Source organism: Olsenella profusa DSM 13989, from assembly GCF_030811115.1.
GTDB lineage: Bacteria > Actinomycetota > Coriobacteriia > Coriobacteriales > Atopobiaceae > Olsenella_F > Olsenella_F profusa.
In genome coordinates this window covers 1,307,844-1,322,944 of the sequence record NZ_JAUSQK010000001.1, presented here as the reverse complement: position 1 = coordinate 1,322,944, position 15,101 = coordinate 1,307,844, and the positions used below count along the sequence as shown (strand labels likewise).

At 62.7% G+C, this 15,101-nt stretch carries 15 protein-coding genes and 1 riboswitch; of the genes, 7 read left to right on the top strand and 8 right to left on the bottom strand.

The features are described from left to right. Positions 1-20 precede the first annotated feature (20 nt). The 3 genes from argJ to J2S71_RS06095 form a co-directional block, all read right to left on the bottom strand. Positions 21-1,310 carry a bifunctional glutamate N-acetyltransferase/amino-acid acetyltransferase ArgJ gene (gene argJ / locus J2S71_RS06105; RefSeq protein WP_307389717.1) on the bottom strand — a complete coding sequence of 430 codons (1,290 nt, stop codon included), beginning with the start codon at positions 1,308-1,310 and terminating at the stop codon, positions 21-23. Positions 1,311-1,328: 18 nt separating this feature from the next. Then, positions 1,329-2,411, bottom strand: coding sequence for an N-acetyl-gamma-glutamyl-phosphate reductase (argC, locus tag J2S71_RS06100; protein WP_307389714.1), 1,083 nt, complete (start codon positions 2,409-2,411; stop codon positions 1,329-1,331). 234 nt (positions 2,412-2,645) lie between these two features. After that, positions 2,646-2,915 carry a hypothetical protein gene (locus tag J2S71_RS06095; protein ID WP_307389710.1) on the bottom strand — a complete coding sequence of 90 codons (270 nt, stop codon included), beginning with the start codon at positions 2,913-2,915 and terminating at the stop codon, positions 2,646-2,648. A 296-nt stretch (positions 2,916-3,211) separates the two neighbouring features. Beyond that, a riboswitch (ZMP/ZTP riboswitch) is annotated at positions 3,212-3,295 on the top strand. 58 nt (positions 3,296-3,353) lie between these two features. Here J2S71_RS06095 and J2S71_RS06090 point away from each other — a divergent pair. Beyond that, entirely contained in the window at positions 3,354-4,031 is a 678-nt protein-coding gene (locus tag J2S71_RS06090; protein ID WP_307389707.1) for an IMP cyclohydrolase, read from the top strand. 135 nt (positions 4,032-4,166) lie between these two features. Next, complete coding sequence (locus J2S71_RS06085; RefSeq protein ID WP_307389704.1) at positions 4,167-5,345, top strand: phosphoribosylaminoimidazolecarboxamide formyltransferase; 1,179 nt, start codon at positions 4,167-4,169, stop codon at positions 5,343-5,345. Positions 5,346-5,375: 30 nt separating this feature from the next. Here J2S71_RS06085 and J2S71_RS06080 read toward each other — a convergent pair whose 3' ends face one another. The 3 genes from J2S71_RS06080 to J2S71_RS06070 all read right to left on the bottom strand — a co-directional run bounded on the left by J2S71_RS06080 (position 5,376) and on the right by J2S71_RS06070 (position 9,128). Then, positions 5,376-5,819, bottom strand: coding sequence for a hypothetical protein (locus J2S71_RS06080; RefSeq protein WP_307389702.1), 444 nt, complete (start codon positions 5,817-5,819; stop codon positions 5,376-5,378). A gap of 295 nt (positions 5,820-6,114) precedes the next feature. Next, a complete protein-coding gene (locus J2S71_RS06075) occupies positions 6,115-7,461 on the bottom strand; it encodes a 6-phospho-alpha-glucosidase (protein WP_307389698.1) in 1,347 nt (448 codons plus the stop codon). A gap of 71 nt (positions 7,462-7,532) precedes the next feature. Continuing rightward, on the bottom strand, positions 7,533-9,128 hold the full coding sequence (locus J2S71_RS06070) for an alpha-glucoside-specific PTS transporter subunit IIBC (RefSeq protein WP_307389695.1): 1,596 nt from the start codon (positions 9,126-9,128) through the stop codon (positions 7,533-7,535). Between the two features lie 241 nt (positions 9,129-9,369). Between J2S71_RS06070 and J2S71_RS06065 the strand changes: the two genes are divergently transcribed. The 5 genes from J2S71_RS06065 to J2S71_RS06045 all read left to right on the top strand — a co-directional run bounded on the left by J2S71_RS06065 (position 9,370) and on the right by J2S71_RS06045 (position 13,049). Beyond that, complete coding sequence (locus tag J2S71_RS06065) at positions 9,370-10,125, top strand: GntR family transcriptional regulator (protein ID WP_021724998.1); 756 nt, start codon at positions 9,370-9,372, stop codon at positions 10,123-10,125. A gap of 320 nt (positions 10,126-10,445) precedes the next feature. Continuing rightward, positions 10,446-10,820 carry a GntR family transcriptional regulator gene (locus J2S71_RS06060; protein ID WP_021724991.1) on the top strand — a complete coding sequence of 125 codons (375 nt, stop codon included), beginning with the start codon at positions 10,446-10,448 and terminating at the stop codon, positions 10,818-10,820. 12 nt (positions 10,821-10,832) lie between these two features. Then, a complete protein-coding gene (locus J2S71_RS06055; RefSeq protein WP_307389691.1) occupies positions 10,833-11,705 on the top strand; it encodes an ABC transporter ATP-binding protein in 873 nt (290 codons plus the stop codon). Beyond that, a complete protein-coding gene (locus J2S71_RS06050; protein WP_307389688.1) occupies positions 11,702-12,373 on the top strand; it encodes an ABC-2 transporter permease in 672 nt (223 codons plus the stop codon). Before J2S71_RS06055 ends, J2S71_RS06050 begins: the two co-directional genes overlap by 4 nt. Positions 12,374-12,530: 157 nt before the next feature. Beyond that, complete coding sequence (locus J2S71_RS06045; RefSeq protein WP_307389685.1) at positions 12,531-13,049, top strand: ferritin; 519 nt, start codon at positions 12,531-12,533, stop codon at positions 13,047-13,049. 493 nt (positions 13,050-13,542) lie between these two features. Here J2S71_RS06045 and J2S71_RS06040 read toward each other — a convergent pair whose 3' ends face one another. Further along, positions 13,543-13,995 carry a fructose PTS transporter subunit IIA gene (locus tag J2S71_RS06040; RefSeq protein ID WP_021724979.1) on the bottom strand — a complete coding sequence of 151 codons (453 nt, stop codon included), beginning with the start codon at positions 13,993-13,995 and terminating at the stop codon, positions 13,543-13,545. A gap of 107 nt (positions 13,996-14,102) precedes the next feature. Further along, positions 14,103-15,065 carry an ROK family protein gene (locus J2S71_RS06035; RefSeq protein ID WP_307389681.1) on the bottom strand — a complete coding sequence of 321 codons (963 nt, stop codon included), beginning with the start codon at positions 15,063-15,065 and terminating at the stop codon, positions 14,103-14,105. Positions 15,066-15,101: the final 36 nt, after the last annotated feature.

Here is a 15,101-nt window from a genome sequence, read left to right as displayed (position 1 = left end):
ACCATCCCCGCGCCGGGACATTAGGTGCGATAGTCCCCATTGATGGTCACGTAGTCGTGCGTGAGGTCGCAGGTCCAGATGCGCGTGTGGCACGTGCCCATGCCCAGGTCGATGGCGATGGAGACCTCGGGGGCCTCGAAGCGGCGGAGCATGTCCTCCTCGTCCATGGGTACCGTGAGCCCGCCGCGGCACACGGGCACGCCCAAAAAGTCGATGTCCACCCTGCGCTGGTCGAACGCGACCCCGCACTTGCCGGCCGCCATGGCGACCCTGCCCCAGTTGGCATCGTGACCAAAGACGGCCGTCTTCACGAGGGGCGAATTGGCGATGGAGCGCGCCACGACATCGGCATCCTCGTCCGTGGCGGCGCCCAGCACGTCCACGGTCACGAGCTTGGTGGAGCCCTCCCCGTCAGCCGCAATCTGGCGGGCCAGCGACTCGCACACCGCCCGCACGGCAGCGGCGACCACCGGGAAGGCGGGAGACGCCTCGTCGATGGGGTCGACGGCGGCCCTGCCTGTGGCCAGCAGGACGCAGGTGTCGTTGGTGGAGGTGTCGGAGTCCACCGTCACCTTGTTGAAGGTGCGCTTGACCGACGAGAGCAGGGCGGCATGCGCGGCCGCTGCCGTGAGCGAGACATCGGTGGAGAGAACGGCCAGCATGGTTGCCATGTTGGGCTGTATCATGCCGGAGCCCTTGCAGAAACCTCCCACATGGATGGTTGTGCCAGGCGTTCCATCCCTGCCAGGAAGCTGCCCCACGACGGCCGCCTGCTTGGAGTGGGTGTCGGTGGTCATGACCGCCCGAGCGGCATGGTGGGCCGCCGCGGCGGAGCGATCGAGCTGTGCTACGCAGGCAGGAACGCCCGTCCTGAAGTTGTCCAAGCCCAGGGGCACGCCGATGACGCCCGTGGAGGCAACGAGCACCTCCTCCTCGGAACAGCCCACGGCCTCTGCCACGAGGCGCGCGGACGTACGGGCCACCTCGAGCCCCTCATCCCCCGTGGCGGCATTGGCATTGCCGGAGTTGAGCACCACCGCACGCGCACGGCCGGCAGCGGCACGCTCGCGCGACACCTGCACGGGAGCGGCACAGAAGCGGTTCTTGGTGAAGGTTCCGGCACATACGCAGGTCTCGTCAGCAACGACCAGGGCAAGGTCGCGGCGGTTGGGATTGCGGCGGAACCCCGCGGAGAACCCCGCTGCCCTGATGCCCGCGGCGGCACACACGCCACCATCGCAGGGCGCGAATCCATAGGCGGACTCCGCGTGGCCATGTGCGGGAATATCCAAAGGCTGGTAGGAAGTCACAGCTACCTCCTTGGGGTGCTAGAGTACGGGGGCGGCAAAGTCGAGACCACAGGTCTCGGGGAGGCCCAGTACGACGTTGGCGCACTGCACGGCCTGACTCGCCGCGCCCTTACCCAGGTTGTCGATGGCACAGGACGCAACGATCATGCCCCGTCGTCGCTGGTCGAGTGCCACGCCCACCTGGGCGCGGGCGGATCCGGCGACCGAGCCCGTCCGTGGCATCTGGCCGGAAGGCAGGGTGGTCACCAGGGCCTCATGGGCATAGGCATCCCCATAGGCCTGCTGAACCTGCGCAGTGGTCACACCGGAAGCGGCCTCCAGGTACACCGTGGAGAGCAGTCCCCTCGTGAGCGGCGCCAGGTGCGGCGTGAAGACCACATCCATCGGACGGCCCGCCACGCCCGTGAGTGTCTGCTCGATCTCCGGCGTATGACGGTGCCTGCCCACGCCATACGCCTCGACGGACTCGGCGGCATGGCAGTAGTGCGTGCGCTCCGAGGGGGCGCGCCCAGCACCCGAGACCCCCGAGATGCAATCGGAGATCACGAGCGAGGTGGTCGTGAGTCCCGCCGCAAGTGCCGGGGCGGCCGCCAGCGCAGTCGCCGTGGGATAGCAACCGGGAGCCGCCACCAGGACGGGCCTGCCGGCGGCACGTGTCCGGGCAAGGTCCGTGAGCTTGTCCCGATTGAGCTCGGGCAGGCCGTAGACCGCCTCCGCCAGCAGGGAGGGGCTTGTGTGGGGCACGCCGTACCAGGCCTCATAGGTAGCCGCATCCTTGAGGCGATAGTCAGCGGAGAGGTCGATGACCGTCACGCCACGCGCCAGAAGCTGAGGCGTGAGGGAGAGGGACGCCGTATGGGGCACAGCCAGGAAGGCGACGTCTGCCGTCTTCGCGATGGCATCAGGCTCAGGCAGAGAGAACGCAAGATCCGTGATGCCCCTCAGGGACGGATACGCCTCGGCAAGGGGCGTACCGGCGATCTTGCGATCCGTCACCATGGCCAGCCGCAGCGTGGGATGGTCGAGCACCAGGCGAGCCACCTCCACGCCCGCATAGCCCGTGGCCCCCACGACGCAAATGTTGACGACTTCCTCACTCATGCCGGACATCTCCCCTTGCAGAAAACTCATGTTTGAGGAACAATTTTCTTATATATCGAATGCTATTCACTATTTATGCACAATTTTTTGTATCAGCATCTACCATGCCACAAGGCGAGCATTCGCGCGCACCAGGAATCGATGTTTCATCAGATGGAAAACTTTATGATGTCTCACCTACGATTGGCCGAGAGATGCTCTCAGAGGCTATGGACACGCAAACCCGCACGCGAGCTACCATGCCACGGACCAGCCGGGGATGCGCACCAGTGAGGCAAGCGGGGTCGTACCATGCCTGAAGCAGAGCACTGCCGCGTTGGGATCGTGCTCGTCATACATGCCGCACAGGTTGGGATAGGCGTCCAGCATGTGCCTCTTTGCCTCCACGCGACCATCCACCGTGAGCCCACCGCTCACGCGGAGCCAATCGGCTCCCTGGCGCGCCTCGATCTCAACCGTGGGATTGGCCACAATCTGCTGGAACACATCCTTCCCCTTGCCCATGTGAAGGTAGAGCCCGCCCTCGAACAGGTCAATCGTCCCAAAGGGGCACACATGCAGCTGGTCACCCGCGACGGTAGCCAGATGATACGTGCCTGCCTGCTTGATTGCTTGAGAAAGTCGTAGACATCCTTGAGCTCTGCCATGGCACATCCCTCTTCCGTAGACGCTGACATCTCCCTCGTCCCCGCTCTCCTGTGCCGCATGCGTCGAGACGCGGGAGAACTCTGATGTGCATCTCGTTTCCCACGGCGCCCGCAGGGTGGCAAGGCCACCATCACGTGATATAGTCATATCAGGTTGCGTGCCGTGACTGATGGGGCTTCGTGGGGCACCACGGTGGGGTGGCACGCAACGGAGCGCCGACCGTCTGGGCACGTCTCTCCGCAAGGGAGGGGCCTACCTGTTTCCTTGGGCATACGACCACCAGGAAGGACGATCATGCACGACCTATGTGAGCTTCTGAGGGGCAATCCCTATCCCGGGCGCGGCATCGTGGTGGGTACGAGTGCGACAGGTGAGCGCGTCGCATGCTACTGGATCATGGGTCGCAGCATAAACAGTCGCAACCGCGTCTTCACCCTCACCGAGGACGGCATCAAGACCGAGGCGCATGACCCCAACAGGCTCGAGGATCCCACACTCGTCATCTACCATCCCGTGCGCACCATGGGGGACAGCCTCGTGGTCACCAATGGCGACCAGACCGACACCATCGTGGAGAAGGGCAGCTTCCATGCTGGCTGCATGGCCCGCACGTACGAGCCTGACAGCCCCAACTTCACCCCGCGCATCTCCGCCGTCCTGCACAGGGAGGGCTCGTTCGCACTCTCCATCCTCAAGCGCCAGGCAGGCAACGACATGAGCGACGGCGCCTCCAACCGCTGTCTGCGCGAGTTCTTTGCCTACGAGGACGCAGATGCGGGAACGGGCTATCTCATCAGCACCTATCAGGGGGATGGCAGCCCCTTGCCCAGCTTTGCAGGCGAGCCCATCGAGGTCACTCTGCCCGAGGACCCCCATGACGTCTGGAGCGCGCTCGATGCGGACAACAAGGTCTCCCTATATGTCAATGTGGGCGGCCATGTCACCCTCTTCAACAAGAACCTGGGGGACTAGGCGATGGCATAGGTTCTTTCTCATCTTTACCTCATGCGGGGGTGCGACACATCCTCAGGCGCAGTTCCGCGGCGCGCATTGTGCGCGAGGATGTCTGAGCACTGAGGATGTGACGCACCCCCGAAAGGATCCCCCATGAACGAGCTGGAACTCAAGTACGGCTGCAACCCCAACCAGAAGCCCTCCCGCATCTTTATGAGGGACGGCTCGAACCTCCCCGTCACCGTGCTCTCCGGCACGCCGGGCTACATCAACTTCCTCGACGCCCTCAACTCGTGGCAGCTCGTGCGCGAGCTCAAGGAGGCCACGGGCATGCCTGCCGCGGCAAGCTTCAAGCATGTCTCGCCCGCCGGCGCCGCCGTGGGGCTTCCCCTCTCCGAGACGGACAGGAAGATCTACTTCGTGGACGACGAGGGCGAGCTCTCCCCCATCGCCTGCGCCTACATCCGCGCTCGCGGCGCCGACCGCATGAGCTCCTACGGCGACTGGGCGGCCCTCTCCGACACCTGCGACGCAAGAACGGCCCAATACCTCAAGCACGAGGTCTCCGATGGCGTCATCGCCCCCGCCTACACCGACGAGGCGCTCGAGATCCTGCGCTCCAAGAAGGGCGGCAGGTACAACGTGGTGCAGATCGACCCCACCTACCAATGCGCACCCGTCGAGCAGAAGGATGTCTTTGGCATCACCTTCGAGCAGGGGCACAATGACTTCAAGATAGATCGCGCGCTGCTCACCAACATCGTGACCACAAACAAGGAGATTCCCGAGGCCGCGCAGGTCGATATGATCGTCTCGCTCATCACGCTCAAGTACACGCAGTCCAACTCCGTCTGCTATGTGAAGGACGGCCAGGCCATCGGCGTGGGCGCCGGCCAGCAGAGCCGCGTGCACTGCACCCGCCTCGCCGGCAGCAAGGCCGACACCTGGTGGCTGCGCCAGCATCCCAGGGTGCTGGGCCTCGAGTTTGTGGAGGGCATCCACCGCGCCAACCGCGACAACGCCATCGACGTCTACCTCTCTGACGAGCATGACGACGTGCTGGCCGAGGGCGAATGGCAGAAGTGGTTCGCCGTACGCCCCGAGGTGCTCACCCGCGAGGAGAAGGCCGCCTGGATCGCCACGCAGACCGGTGTGACGCTGGGGTCAGACGCGTTCTTCCCCTTCGGTGACAACGTGGAGCGCGCCCACAAGAGCGGCGTCTCCTACATCGTGGAACCCGGCGGCTCCATCCGCGACGACAACGTCATCGAGACGGCCGACAGGTACGGCATGGCCATGGCCTTCACCGGCATGAGGCTGTTCCATCACTAGGGGCGCGACAGCACGACACAAGGGTACCGACTACGCGGCAAGCCGCATATGGGCATAGAACAGGATCGCCGCCAGCACGAGGACGACGAGGGCTCCCGAGACGTCAACAAGCACGCCGCCAAGGCGACGATGGCAAGCCCATGGGATCAGTGCCGACGAGCAGCGGTGATATGTACGCCACAGGAGTACGACTAGGGCAATAAACCCAACCATGCTCTGCAGCAGGAGCTCCGCGCAGGCAAGGGCGATGAGGTTTCCGAGGGCATAGCCTGCGTCACCCACGCGGTAGTGCCTGTAGGCAATTCGCAGGAGGTATGCCACAAACGGTTGGGCGCACCCGGCAACAAGGTCGATGGCTGCCGACGGACTCCCATTGAAGAGATCCCTCAGGCTATCTGACGTCAGACCACCTGTGGCGAATGACAGGCTGACGATGATGGCGAGGGCATCGAGGCAGAGAACGACCTCGACCACAGTGAACGTTCGTCTCGTAAGCTGTTCGCGCTTTGAAAGGCACGATGCGTCAAGAGGTGCGATGAGCCAAGGAGCATCTGCCCGCATATGCGCACGTGCCGCTCGGCACGCGCGCTCGACACGATGCGGATCCGCTCGCGTGCCCATCACCGCAGACCGTGACCTCTGTGACTTCCTATGCCCCTTGCCCATCGTGCCCTCCCCCACGTCATGTCGTACGCCCGATTCGCAGGCCACGCCCCACACGGCTTGCATGAGGGCGTGGCCAGCATCGAGACTGAGATGGCGCACCGACTTACTTGAGCTCGGGCCAGTAGCCCTTGTTGGCCTCGATGAGGTCATCGAGGACCTCCTTGGCGACCTGAGCCGACGGGATGGTTGCCGAAAGGGTCAGCGCCTGCCACAGCTTCTGGTAGCTGCCTTCGACCCAGGCCTGCACCACCAGCTTCTCGACCGAGACCTGCTGCTCGAGCATGCCCTTTTGGAACTGCGGCACCTTGCCCTGGCAGATCTTCTCGTAACCGTTGGCGCCTACGATGCAGGGAACCTCCACCATGGCCGTCTCGTCGAAGTTGGAGACGGCGCCATCATTGGGAACGATGAGCAGGAAGCGCTCCTTGGTGTTCTCGGCAAGCGCACATGCCAGGTCCACGATGTAGGTCGCATGGGCATCCGCCTCGAACCCGCAACCCTCCGAGGTGCCTTTGGCAATGATGTCGCGACAGGCGCCAAAGACCCGCTTCTCTCGTCCATCCATGACCTCGTTGGCACGCGTATAGTTTGGATTCGAGGTCTCGACGACATAGTCGGGGAACAGATAGTACTTGAGGTACGTGTTGGGGATGGTCTCGGGATCGACGGCCCAGACGTCCTTGGCCTTGCCAAAGGTATGAATCCACGACTCGTCGATGTGCTGTTCCCTGCCCTCCTCGTGCTCGATGCCGTCAAGGTAGCCGTTCTTCGCCATGTGTCTCTTGATCTCGGGCATGAGATCGTTTCCCTCGCTGTCGTACACCTTCGTGAACCAGCCAAAGTGATTGAGGCCATAGTAGCTGTACTGCAGGGACCTGCGCCCACCCTTCACATGGCACATGGTCGCCATCTTGTCCATGAGGTCGATGGGCATGTCACAGATGTTGATGATGCGGGAGTGGGGACGCAGCACGCGGCAGGCCTCCGCGACGATCGCGGCAGGGTTCGAGTAGTTGAGCATCCATGCGTTGGGGGAGTACTTCTCCATGTAGTCGAGAATCTCGATCACGCCACCAATGGAGCGCATGCCATAGGCGATGCCGCCGGCCCCGCACGTCTCCTGGCCCAGCACACCGTGCTTGAGTGGAATCTTCTCGTCGAGCTCTCGCATGGCATACAGTCCTACGCGAATGTGAGCGAGCACGAAGTCGACGCCCGTGAACGCCTCGACCGGGTCGGTGGTATACGAGAAGTCGAGCTCGGGAGCATGCTCCCTGAAGTAGATCTCGCACGCCTTGGCAACCGTCTCCTGACGCTCTGCGTTGTTGTCGTAGAAGACGACCTTGTCGACGGGAAAGCGATCATGCTCTTCGAGCAGCATGAGGGCAATGCCCGGGGTAAAGGTCGACCCGCCACCGGCGATGGTAACCGCATAGCTCTTCTTTGACATGGTTCCTCCAACTGGCCGCTCATCCTTGTGGGACATGGCACGGCGGCCCGACGTGCCATGCCCTTCATTACCTAGTCCTCTTGCTCACCGAGCAGCCGTTCGAACTCCTCGCGCACATAAGGAACCGAAAGACCGATGATGACCTGGGCAGACCTGCCCTTCTTCGAGATGCCCATGGCGCCCACCTGCTTGAAGTCCTTGTCCTCGCCTATAAGCGCCTCATCCCTCACATTGACACGCAGGCGAGTCGCACAGTTGGTAACGTCAACGATGTTGTCAGGGCCACCAAGCAGGTCCATGACGTTGGCGGCAAGAATCGCACGCTTGGACGGGCCCTCCCCCTGGACGGTACCGCCCTTTGATTCGAGGTAGTCCCTCTTCGACTTGAATTCGATGTACTCATCGACGTCTTCACGCCCGGGCGTCTTGAAGTCAAACCTCAGGATGAGCGTCCTAAAGACGATGAACCAGATGCCGGTGAACACCAGACCTATGATGAGAGCCAGCAGGTACGTCATGCCGTGAGAGGCCATGAGGGGAATGAAGTCCATGGAACTCATCTCGATAAGCCCTCCGGAGAACACGCCAACCACACCTGCCAGATACATGCAGGTAGAGAGGCAGGCAGCTAAGATGGCATGGACAACGAAGAGCACGGGCGCTATGAAGAGGAACGTGAACTCGATGGGTTCGGTGATGCCGCACAGCGCCGCCGTGAGCGTGATGGGAATGAGAAGACCCAACAGCTCTGCCCTACGCTCGGGTTTCGCAGTGTTATAGAAGGCAAGCGCTATGCCCAGGCAGCCAAAGACCTTGGACCAGCCGGTGCTGGTAAAGCGCGCCCAAGGCGCAATCTGTGCCAGGGAGTCGGTGGATGCCGCAATCTTGGGCAGCTCGTTAGCCCAGGCCGAGTAGATGCCGCCATGCACGACGATGTTGTCATAGAAGAGGGGCGAATAGAGCAAGTGATGCAGGCCGAATGGTATGAGAATGCGCTCCAGAAATACGAACACCCAGACGCCCACGTATCCCGTACTCAACAGGAAGCCCTGAAGGGCCGAGATGCCGTCCTGGACATGAGGCCAGATAACGCAGGTCAACAGCGCCGTAGGCAAAAGGACGAAGAAGCAGACGACGTACACGAACACCGAGCCGTTGAACACACCCAGCCACTCGGGTAGCTCGACATCAAAGAACCTGTTGTGAATGGCAATGATGATGCCCGAGATGCAGAGGGCCCCAATCATGCCCATGTCGAGCGTCTTGATGCTCGCTATGAGGGCCAGGCCCGAGGCTGCACCCGGATCAAGCGACATGTTGACACCAAAAATACCTCCCCACTGTGTGAGCATCGTGTTGACGAAGTACTGAAAAGTAAGGTATCCCACCAGCGCTTCCATACAGCAGCGGGCGTTCTGTTTTGACGCCAGGCCGATGGGCAACGAGACGGCAAACAGCAGGGGAAGCTGGTTGAACACCGTCCAGCCACCCTGAAGGATGACGTTCCAGCACTGGTACCACAGTGAGTCTTTGGCGGCCAGGCTACCAAAGATGACCTCGGTCGTGAACAGCGTGCCCAACCCAACGACCGTTCCCGCGAAGGCAAAGAGCAGCACGGGGGTGAACATCGCACCACCAAACTTTTGAATCTTCTGCATCATAGGCATGATCCTCTCCGTGAGCCGGTGAAGTCGCTCGCCCTGAGACGACTCCTCGTCATCGTCCGAACAGACTCCATCTCCTCGGCGTCTAAGGGAACATCACACTTGTCCGGACAACTTGTATAGTATTTTTAATCAACTTGTTCGGACAGGAATAGCTTGTTCGAACAGATTTGTACCAACGGACGTATATGTGGGCTGAGCGGCATAACGACATGACATGCGCCCTGGTGGGAGATGATGGGCATTGGCAAGGGCACTGTTTCAGAACATATACAGGGACATCCAGAGCGGCATCGAGCGTGGACTCTATAGCTATCAGTCGATGCTCTTGTCCGAGAGTGAGCTGTGCGCCCGCTACGGATGCTCGCGCTCCACGGTACGCCGCGCACTCTCGGAGCTTGCACTCAATGGCTACGTGCAACCCATACAGGGCAAAGGCGTTCGCATCATCTGGCGACCGCAGACTGACGACAGGGGCGCGCCAGATAACCTTGAGTCATTTGCGGAGCGTGCAAGGCATCAGGGTTTCGAGAGCACTGTATACGTGCGCTCCTTCGAGCGCATCACTGTTGACGAGCGACTCTCTCAGGCAACCGGCTTCAGTCCAGGAACGCCTATCTTCGTCATCAACCGTGTGAAGTCGGCAGATGGCATCCCCGTCTCGATCGAGACCTCCCATCTGCTGGCTACCGAGGCGCCCGCCCTCACGCCTCGCGACGTGGAAGGCTCGCTCTATGCGTACCTCGAGTCACAGGGCGTGGCAATCACCACGGGCAAACGCACCATCACCATAGAGGCGCCCAACGATGATGACCAGATGATCTTTGGCATCGATGGCCCCCAGGCAGTTGGGGTCATACGCGGGCACTTCTTCGACTCTCAGGGCATCATGTTCGAGTACTCCGAGATCCGACAGAAGCCCGACTTCTTCACCATACATGAGACGTGTACCCGAACCATGATGCCCCATGGCACTGCGCCCGTCTCATCGAGGCACTGAGCTGACTCCTGCCCACCCTTACGTCTCCCAAGCAGACGCGAAGAACCACGAGCACTGCTATTGAGCACCCTAGTGCAACGGAATATGCGCGAATGGCTCATCACCTTTTGCGCGCTACTCGGAACTTAGAGGATGTGTGCCCCAAAATTCCCCTGCCTTCCTTGGCATCCGTATCATCGTGCCTTCCAAAATCGCACCTTCGCAGTGCGATATGACATACGTCAGCCGGTGGGTAAAAGCCCTAAATCCCTTGACATCCGTATCTATTGTATATACTGTACATATACAGTAAGGCAACAGAGCAGCGGGGAAGGGCTCGCGTGGACGTCATCATCTCCAACTCGAGCGACAAGCCCATCTACGAGCAGATCGTCTCGCAGATGAGGGACGCCATCCTCACAGGCGAGCTCGACCAGGGCGAGGCGCTCCCCTCCATCCGCTCGCTCGCCAACGACCTGCGCATCTCGGCCATCACCACCAAGCGCGCCTATGCGGAGCTCGAGGCCCAGGGCTTCATCGACACCGTGCAGGGCAAGGGCAGCTTCGTCACCGGTGGCAACGTGGAGCTGCTGCGCGAGGAGCGCATGCGGCAGGTGGAGGAGCTGCTCGGCAAGGCGCTGGACAAGGCCAAGGCCGTCGGCATCGCCACGGCCGAGCTGCACGAGATGCTCGACACGCTCGCCGAGTCCGACTGAGGGGAGAGCACTATGGAAGACCTCATCCGCATCAAGGGCCTCACCAAACGCTACGAGGGATTCACGCTCGACGGCGTCTCGCTCGACGTCGCGCCGAGCGAGGTCGTGGGCCTCGTCGGGCGCAACGGGGCCGGCAAGACGACCCTCATCAAGAGCCTCCTCGGCCTCATCCCCTACGACGGCGGCGCCGCAGAGCTGCTCGGCGAGGGGGCGAGCGTCACGAACCCCCGGCTCGCCGCCGTCAAGCGGCATGTCGGCACGGTCTTCGACACGATCGCGTTCCCGCAGACCCTCAGGGTGCGGGATGTGGCGACCCTGGGCTCCCTGTCATATGGGGACATGTGGGACTACCAGCTCTTCGATGGCCTCGTGCACGACGTCGCCCTCGACGGCAAGAAGGTCGTGCGCGACCTCTCGCGCGGCATAGGCATGCGCCTGCAGCTCGCCTTCGCACTCGCGCACCGCCCCGACCTGCTCGTCCTTGACGAGGCCACGGCCGGGCTCGACCCCCTCGCCCGCGAGGACGTGCTCGACGTCCTGCGCGGCTTCATGGCCGAGCGCGAGGGACGTGGCATCCTGCTCGCCACGCACATCACCACCGACCTCGAGCACATCGCCGACCGCATCGTCTGCCTGGACGAGGGCCGCATCGCCTTTGCCCTCACGCGCGATGCGATCTGCGACGAGGCGGGCATCGCGCACCTGCGCTCCGAAGAGGCCGAGCACCTCCTCGAGCCCGGCATGCGCTACCTGCGCCACGAGTACTCCTGCGACCTGCTCGTGCCGGACCGCCGCGCGTTCGCCCGCGAGCACCCGGACATCGCCGTCGATGCCGCCGATATCGAGTCGTACATGACCATCACGCTGAAGGGGGACCTCGCATGAAGACCATGCTCCTCTGCGACCTCGTCACGATGAGACAGACCCTCCGCCAGCTCGCAGGCTCCGTCCTGCTGGTACTGCTCATCGTCACCCTGGCCACCCGAGACCTGCTCGGCGGCCCCATCGCGGGAGGCTACATGTTCAGCTTCATGTACCTCTTCAACGCCTTTGGCATGGACGAGAACGGTGGCTGGGCCTCGTTTCGCCTGACCCTGCCCCTCACGCGCCGCGATGTGATGCTCGGGCGCTACGCGAGCGTGCTGGCGGTGATCGTGGGCGCGAACGTCCTGCTGGTGCTCGTGGTCTCTGCGCTCGCCACCCTTTGGCAGGGCATGCCCCCGCACATCGCCTCCCTGCTCTCCCAGGAGGACCCCTCGCTGGAGGCGCTCGCGCGCATGGCCCTGCTGCTCGGTTCGCTTCTGCTCGTGAGCGCCTCCTTTGCCATGCCCTGCTTCGCGCGCTTTGGCATCACGAAGGGCAGCAGGGTCCTCCTGATGCTCTTCTTCGTCGTGCCCACCCTCGTCATCGCCCAGTTCGGCAGCGAACTGGCCGGAAGCCTCTCCACCTTCGTCACCTCATCTGGCCCGCTCGTGCTCTTCTTGTCCATGCTTGCACTCTACGCGCTGAGCGCCCTCCTCTCCGTGCGCCTCTACGAGACGCGCGAGCTGTAGGTGCGAGCAGGGCAGCGAACCATCCAGGCCCTCGTGCGGACTTTTTACGCGAGCACTATGCCACTCCTCCGTGCATAGCACACCATGGACGGGTATAGATGAGGGTAGCGGCACGACATAGCCCACCGGTATCGCCGACAAGCGAAAGGAAGCCATCATGGCACTCGACAACAGCGTCTCTCAGATTCTCAACGCACAGATCAACAAGGAGCTCTACTCCGCCTACCTCTACATGACCTTTGCCGACTACTACGACGACCGTGGCCTCAAGGGCTTCGCCAACTGGTACGTGATCCAGTCGAAGGAGGAGGTCGACCATGCAAAGATCCTGCGCCGTTACCTGCTGGACAACGACGTCCTCCCCAAGATGGAGGCCATCGCCCAGCCCGACCTCACCTTTGCGGACGACCTCGCGCCCCTCACGGCCGCCCTCGAGCACGAGCAGTACATCACCAAGAGCATCAACGAGTGCTACGCCGTAGCCCAGAAGGTCAGCGATCTGCGCACCATGAAGATGCTCGATTGGTTCGTCGAGGAGCAGGGCGAGGAGGAGGCCAACGCCACCGAGATGGTCACCAACATGAACCTCTTCGGCTCCGACCCCATGGGACTCTACAACCTAGACCGCGAATACCAGACGCGTACCTACACCGCCCAGACCGCCCTGGCGATGTAGCTCGTCCCGTCAGATTACACGCCGACACGGGAACGCGGGAAGTCGTCCACAAGTGCCGATGTCCTTGGCGCAGGCTTCACGCCCACCCCACGGGTCGGCAGGATGCGCTCCTGGCAGGCTTCCCCACACGCTTCGCCACCGGCTCATGGCATGGGGACATGCCCGGTCTTACCGGCGATGTCGTCGCCTAGCCAAAAGCGAGGGCTGTCCGCGACAGATCGTCCGCTTTGGCAGGCTCGCCTGTCCCTCCAGGGCCACCTGGAGGGACAGGCTGCGGGCGGCACGGTCAGCTCATGCCGCTCGGCATGTCCCACTCCCCTCGCCCTTCCCTCCCCCGGATCGCCTCCATCCCGGTTGTGGTTGTGCGAGGTTTTCTCGATAAAAACGTCTCGCGTGCGGACTGGAATCCGCACGCGAGACAAGGATCGCTAAAAACCTCGCACAGCCTAAGGAGCTGTCCGCACGGGGACTCCCCGGAGGGCCTGAGAAGGCGCTAGTCGAGACGGGCGTTGATGCGCCGGGCGATGGAGGCGGGGTCGCCATCCTCCAGGGTCTGGGAGCGGAACTCCTCGTCCATCAGCATGATGGCGACCTTGGAGAGTATCTGCAGGTGCGTGGTGCCAGCCTCCGCATCGGGGATGAGCAGGGCGATGGCAACGCGGATGGGCTTCTTGTCCATGGACTCCCATGCGACGTCACCCGCAAACTTAACCACGATGACGGCGGCATCGGTGATGGCGGCACTCTTGGCATGCGGAATGGCGAAGCTCCCCATCATGCCCGTGGTACCCTCGCCCTCACGGGCCTTGAAGGCCTCGAGAACGGCCTGCTTGTCGTTGGCAAGGCCCAACTCCACAGCCTTGCCCGAGATGAAATCGAGTGCCTCATCAACGGTGGTGGCGGGGTTATCCAGAAAGACGTTGCTTGCCTTGACAAAATCACTCATCGACTTCTCCTCCATGATCCGTTCGGTGGCTCGGGACTGCCTGCTGCATCCCTGGACGCCGCATCAGTAACGTGAGTCAAGAATACCACCAAATGCGGGGCATGGACCTACAGCAGCCCCGCTTGCGTCAGCCCTGCATAGGCGGCGCCATACATGCCGGCATCGTTGCCCAGGCTGCATGGCAGGATGCGCGCGTCCGCCGAGGTGGACAGGCAGTGCGAGCGATACGCCGCCGCCAGGCGCGTGGAAAAGAGGTCGAATGCCCCCGCCACGCCACCGCCGACGAGATAGGCGGCCGGATCGATGGTCGCGGATATCTGTGCCAGAGCAAAGCCCAGACGGTCACACATGACGTCCACCGCGATGTCTGCGCACTCGTCACCCTCCTGCAGGGCACGGAAGACAGAGATGGTGTCGGTCTCGTGCACGATGTGAGCGGGCACGGCATCAGATCGCTTGCACTCGCGGCGGTAGAGCCATACCAGCCCCTTGGCGGAGGCATACTGCTCCAGGCACCCATGGCGGCCGCAGCCGCAGGTGCGCTGCTCGCCCTCGGGCTGGACGGTGATGTGGCCTATCTCGCCGCCGGCACCGAACGCACCACTCACGAGCCTGCCGCCGATGACCACGCCGCCACCCACGCCCGTGCCGAGCGTGATCATCACAAAGCTGCTGATGCCCTTGGCCGTGCCCTTCCAGAGCTCGCCGAGGGCGGCGGCGTTGGCGTCGTTCACAAAGGCGAGCTGCGAGCCGGGAAAGGCCTCCTGCAGGGCGTTGCGCATGCCCTCGGAATCAAGCGCGACGTTGGGGAAGAAGCCCACCTTGCCCGTATCGTCCACGGGGCCAGGCACGTCAAGCCCTATGGCGACCACATCGGACCCCGTGTGGCCCGCCGACACGACGAGCTGGTCCAGTCCCTCCGTGACCTCCCCAAATGCCGCCGTGCTCGTCAGCTCGCCCGTGGGGATCCTGGTCCTGCCAATGACCTCGCCATCAAGGGAGAGCAGCCCCGCCTTGATGGATGTGCCGCCCACATCGATGCCTAGCACGCACCTGGTTTCCTCCGCCATGATTGGCCTCCGTTCTCCCCGCCCGATACCATCGGG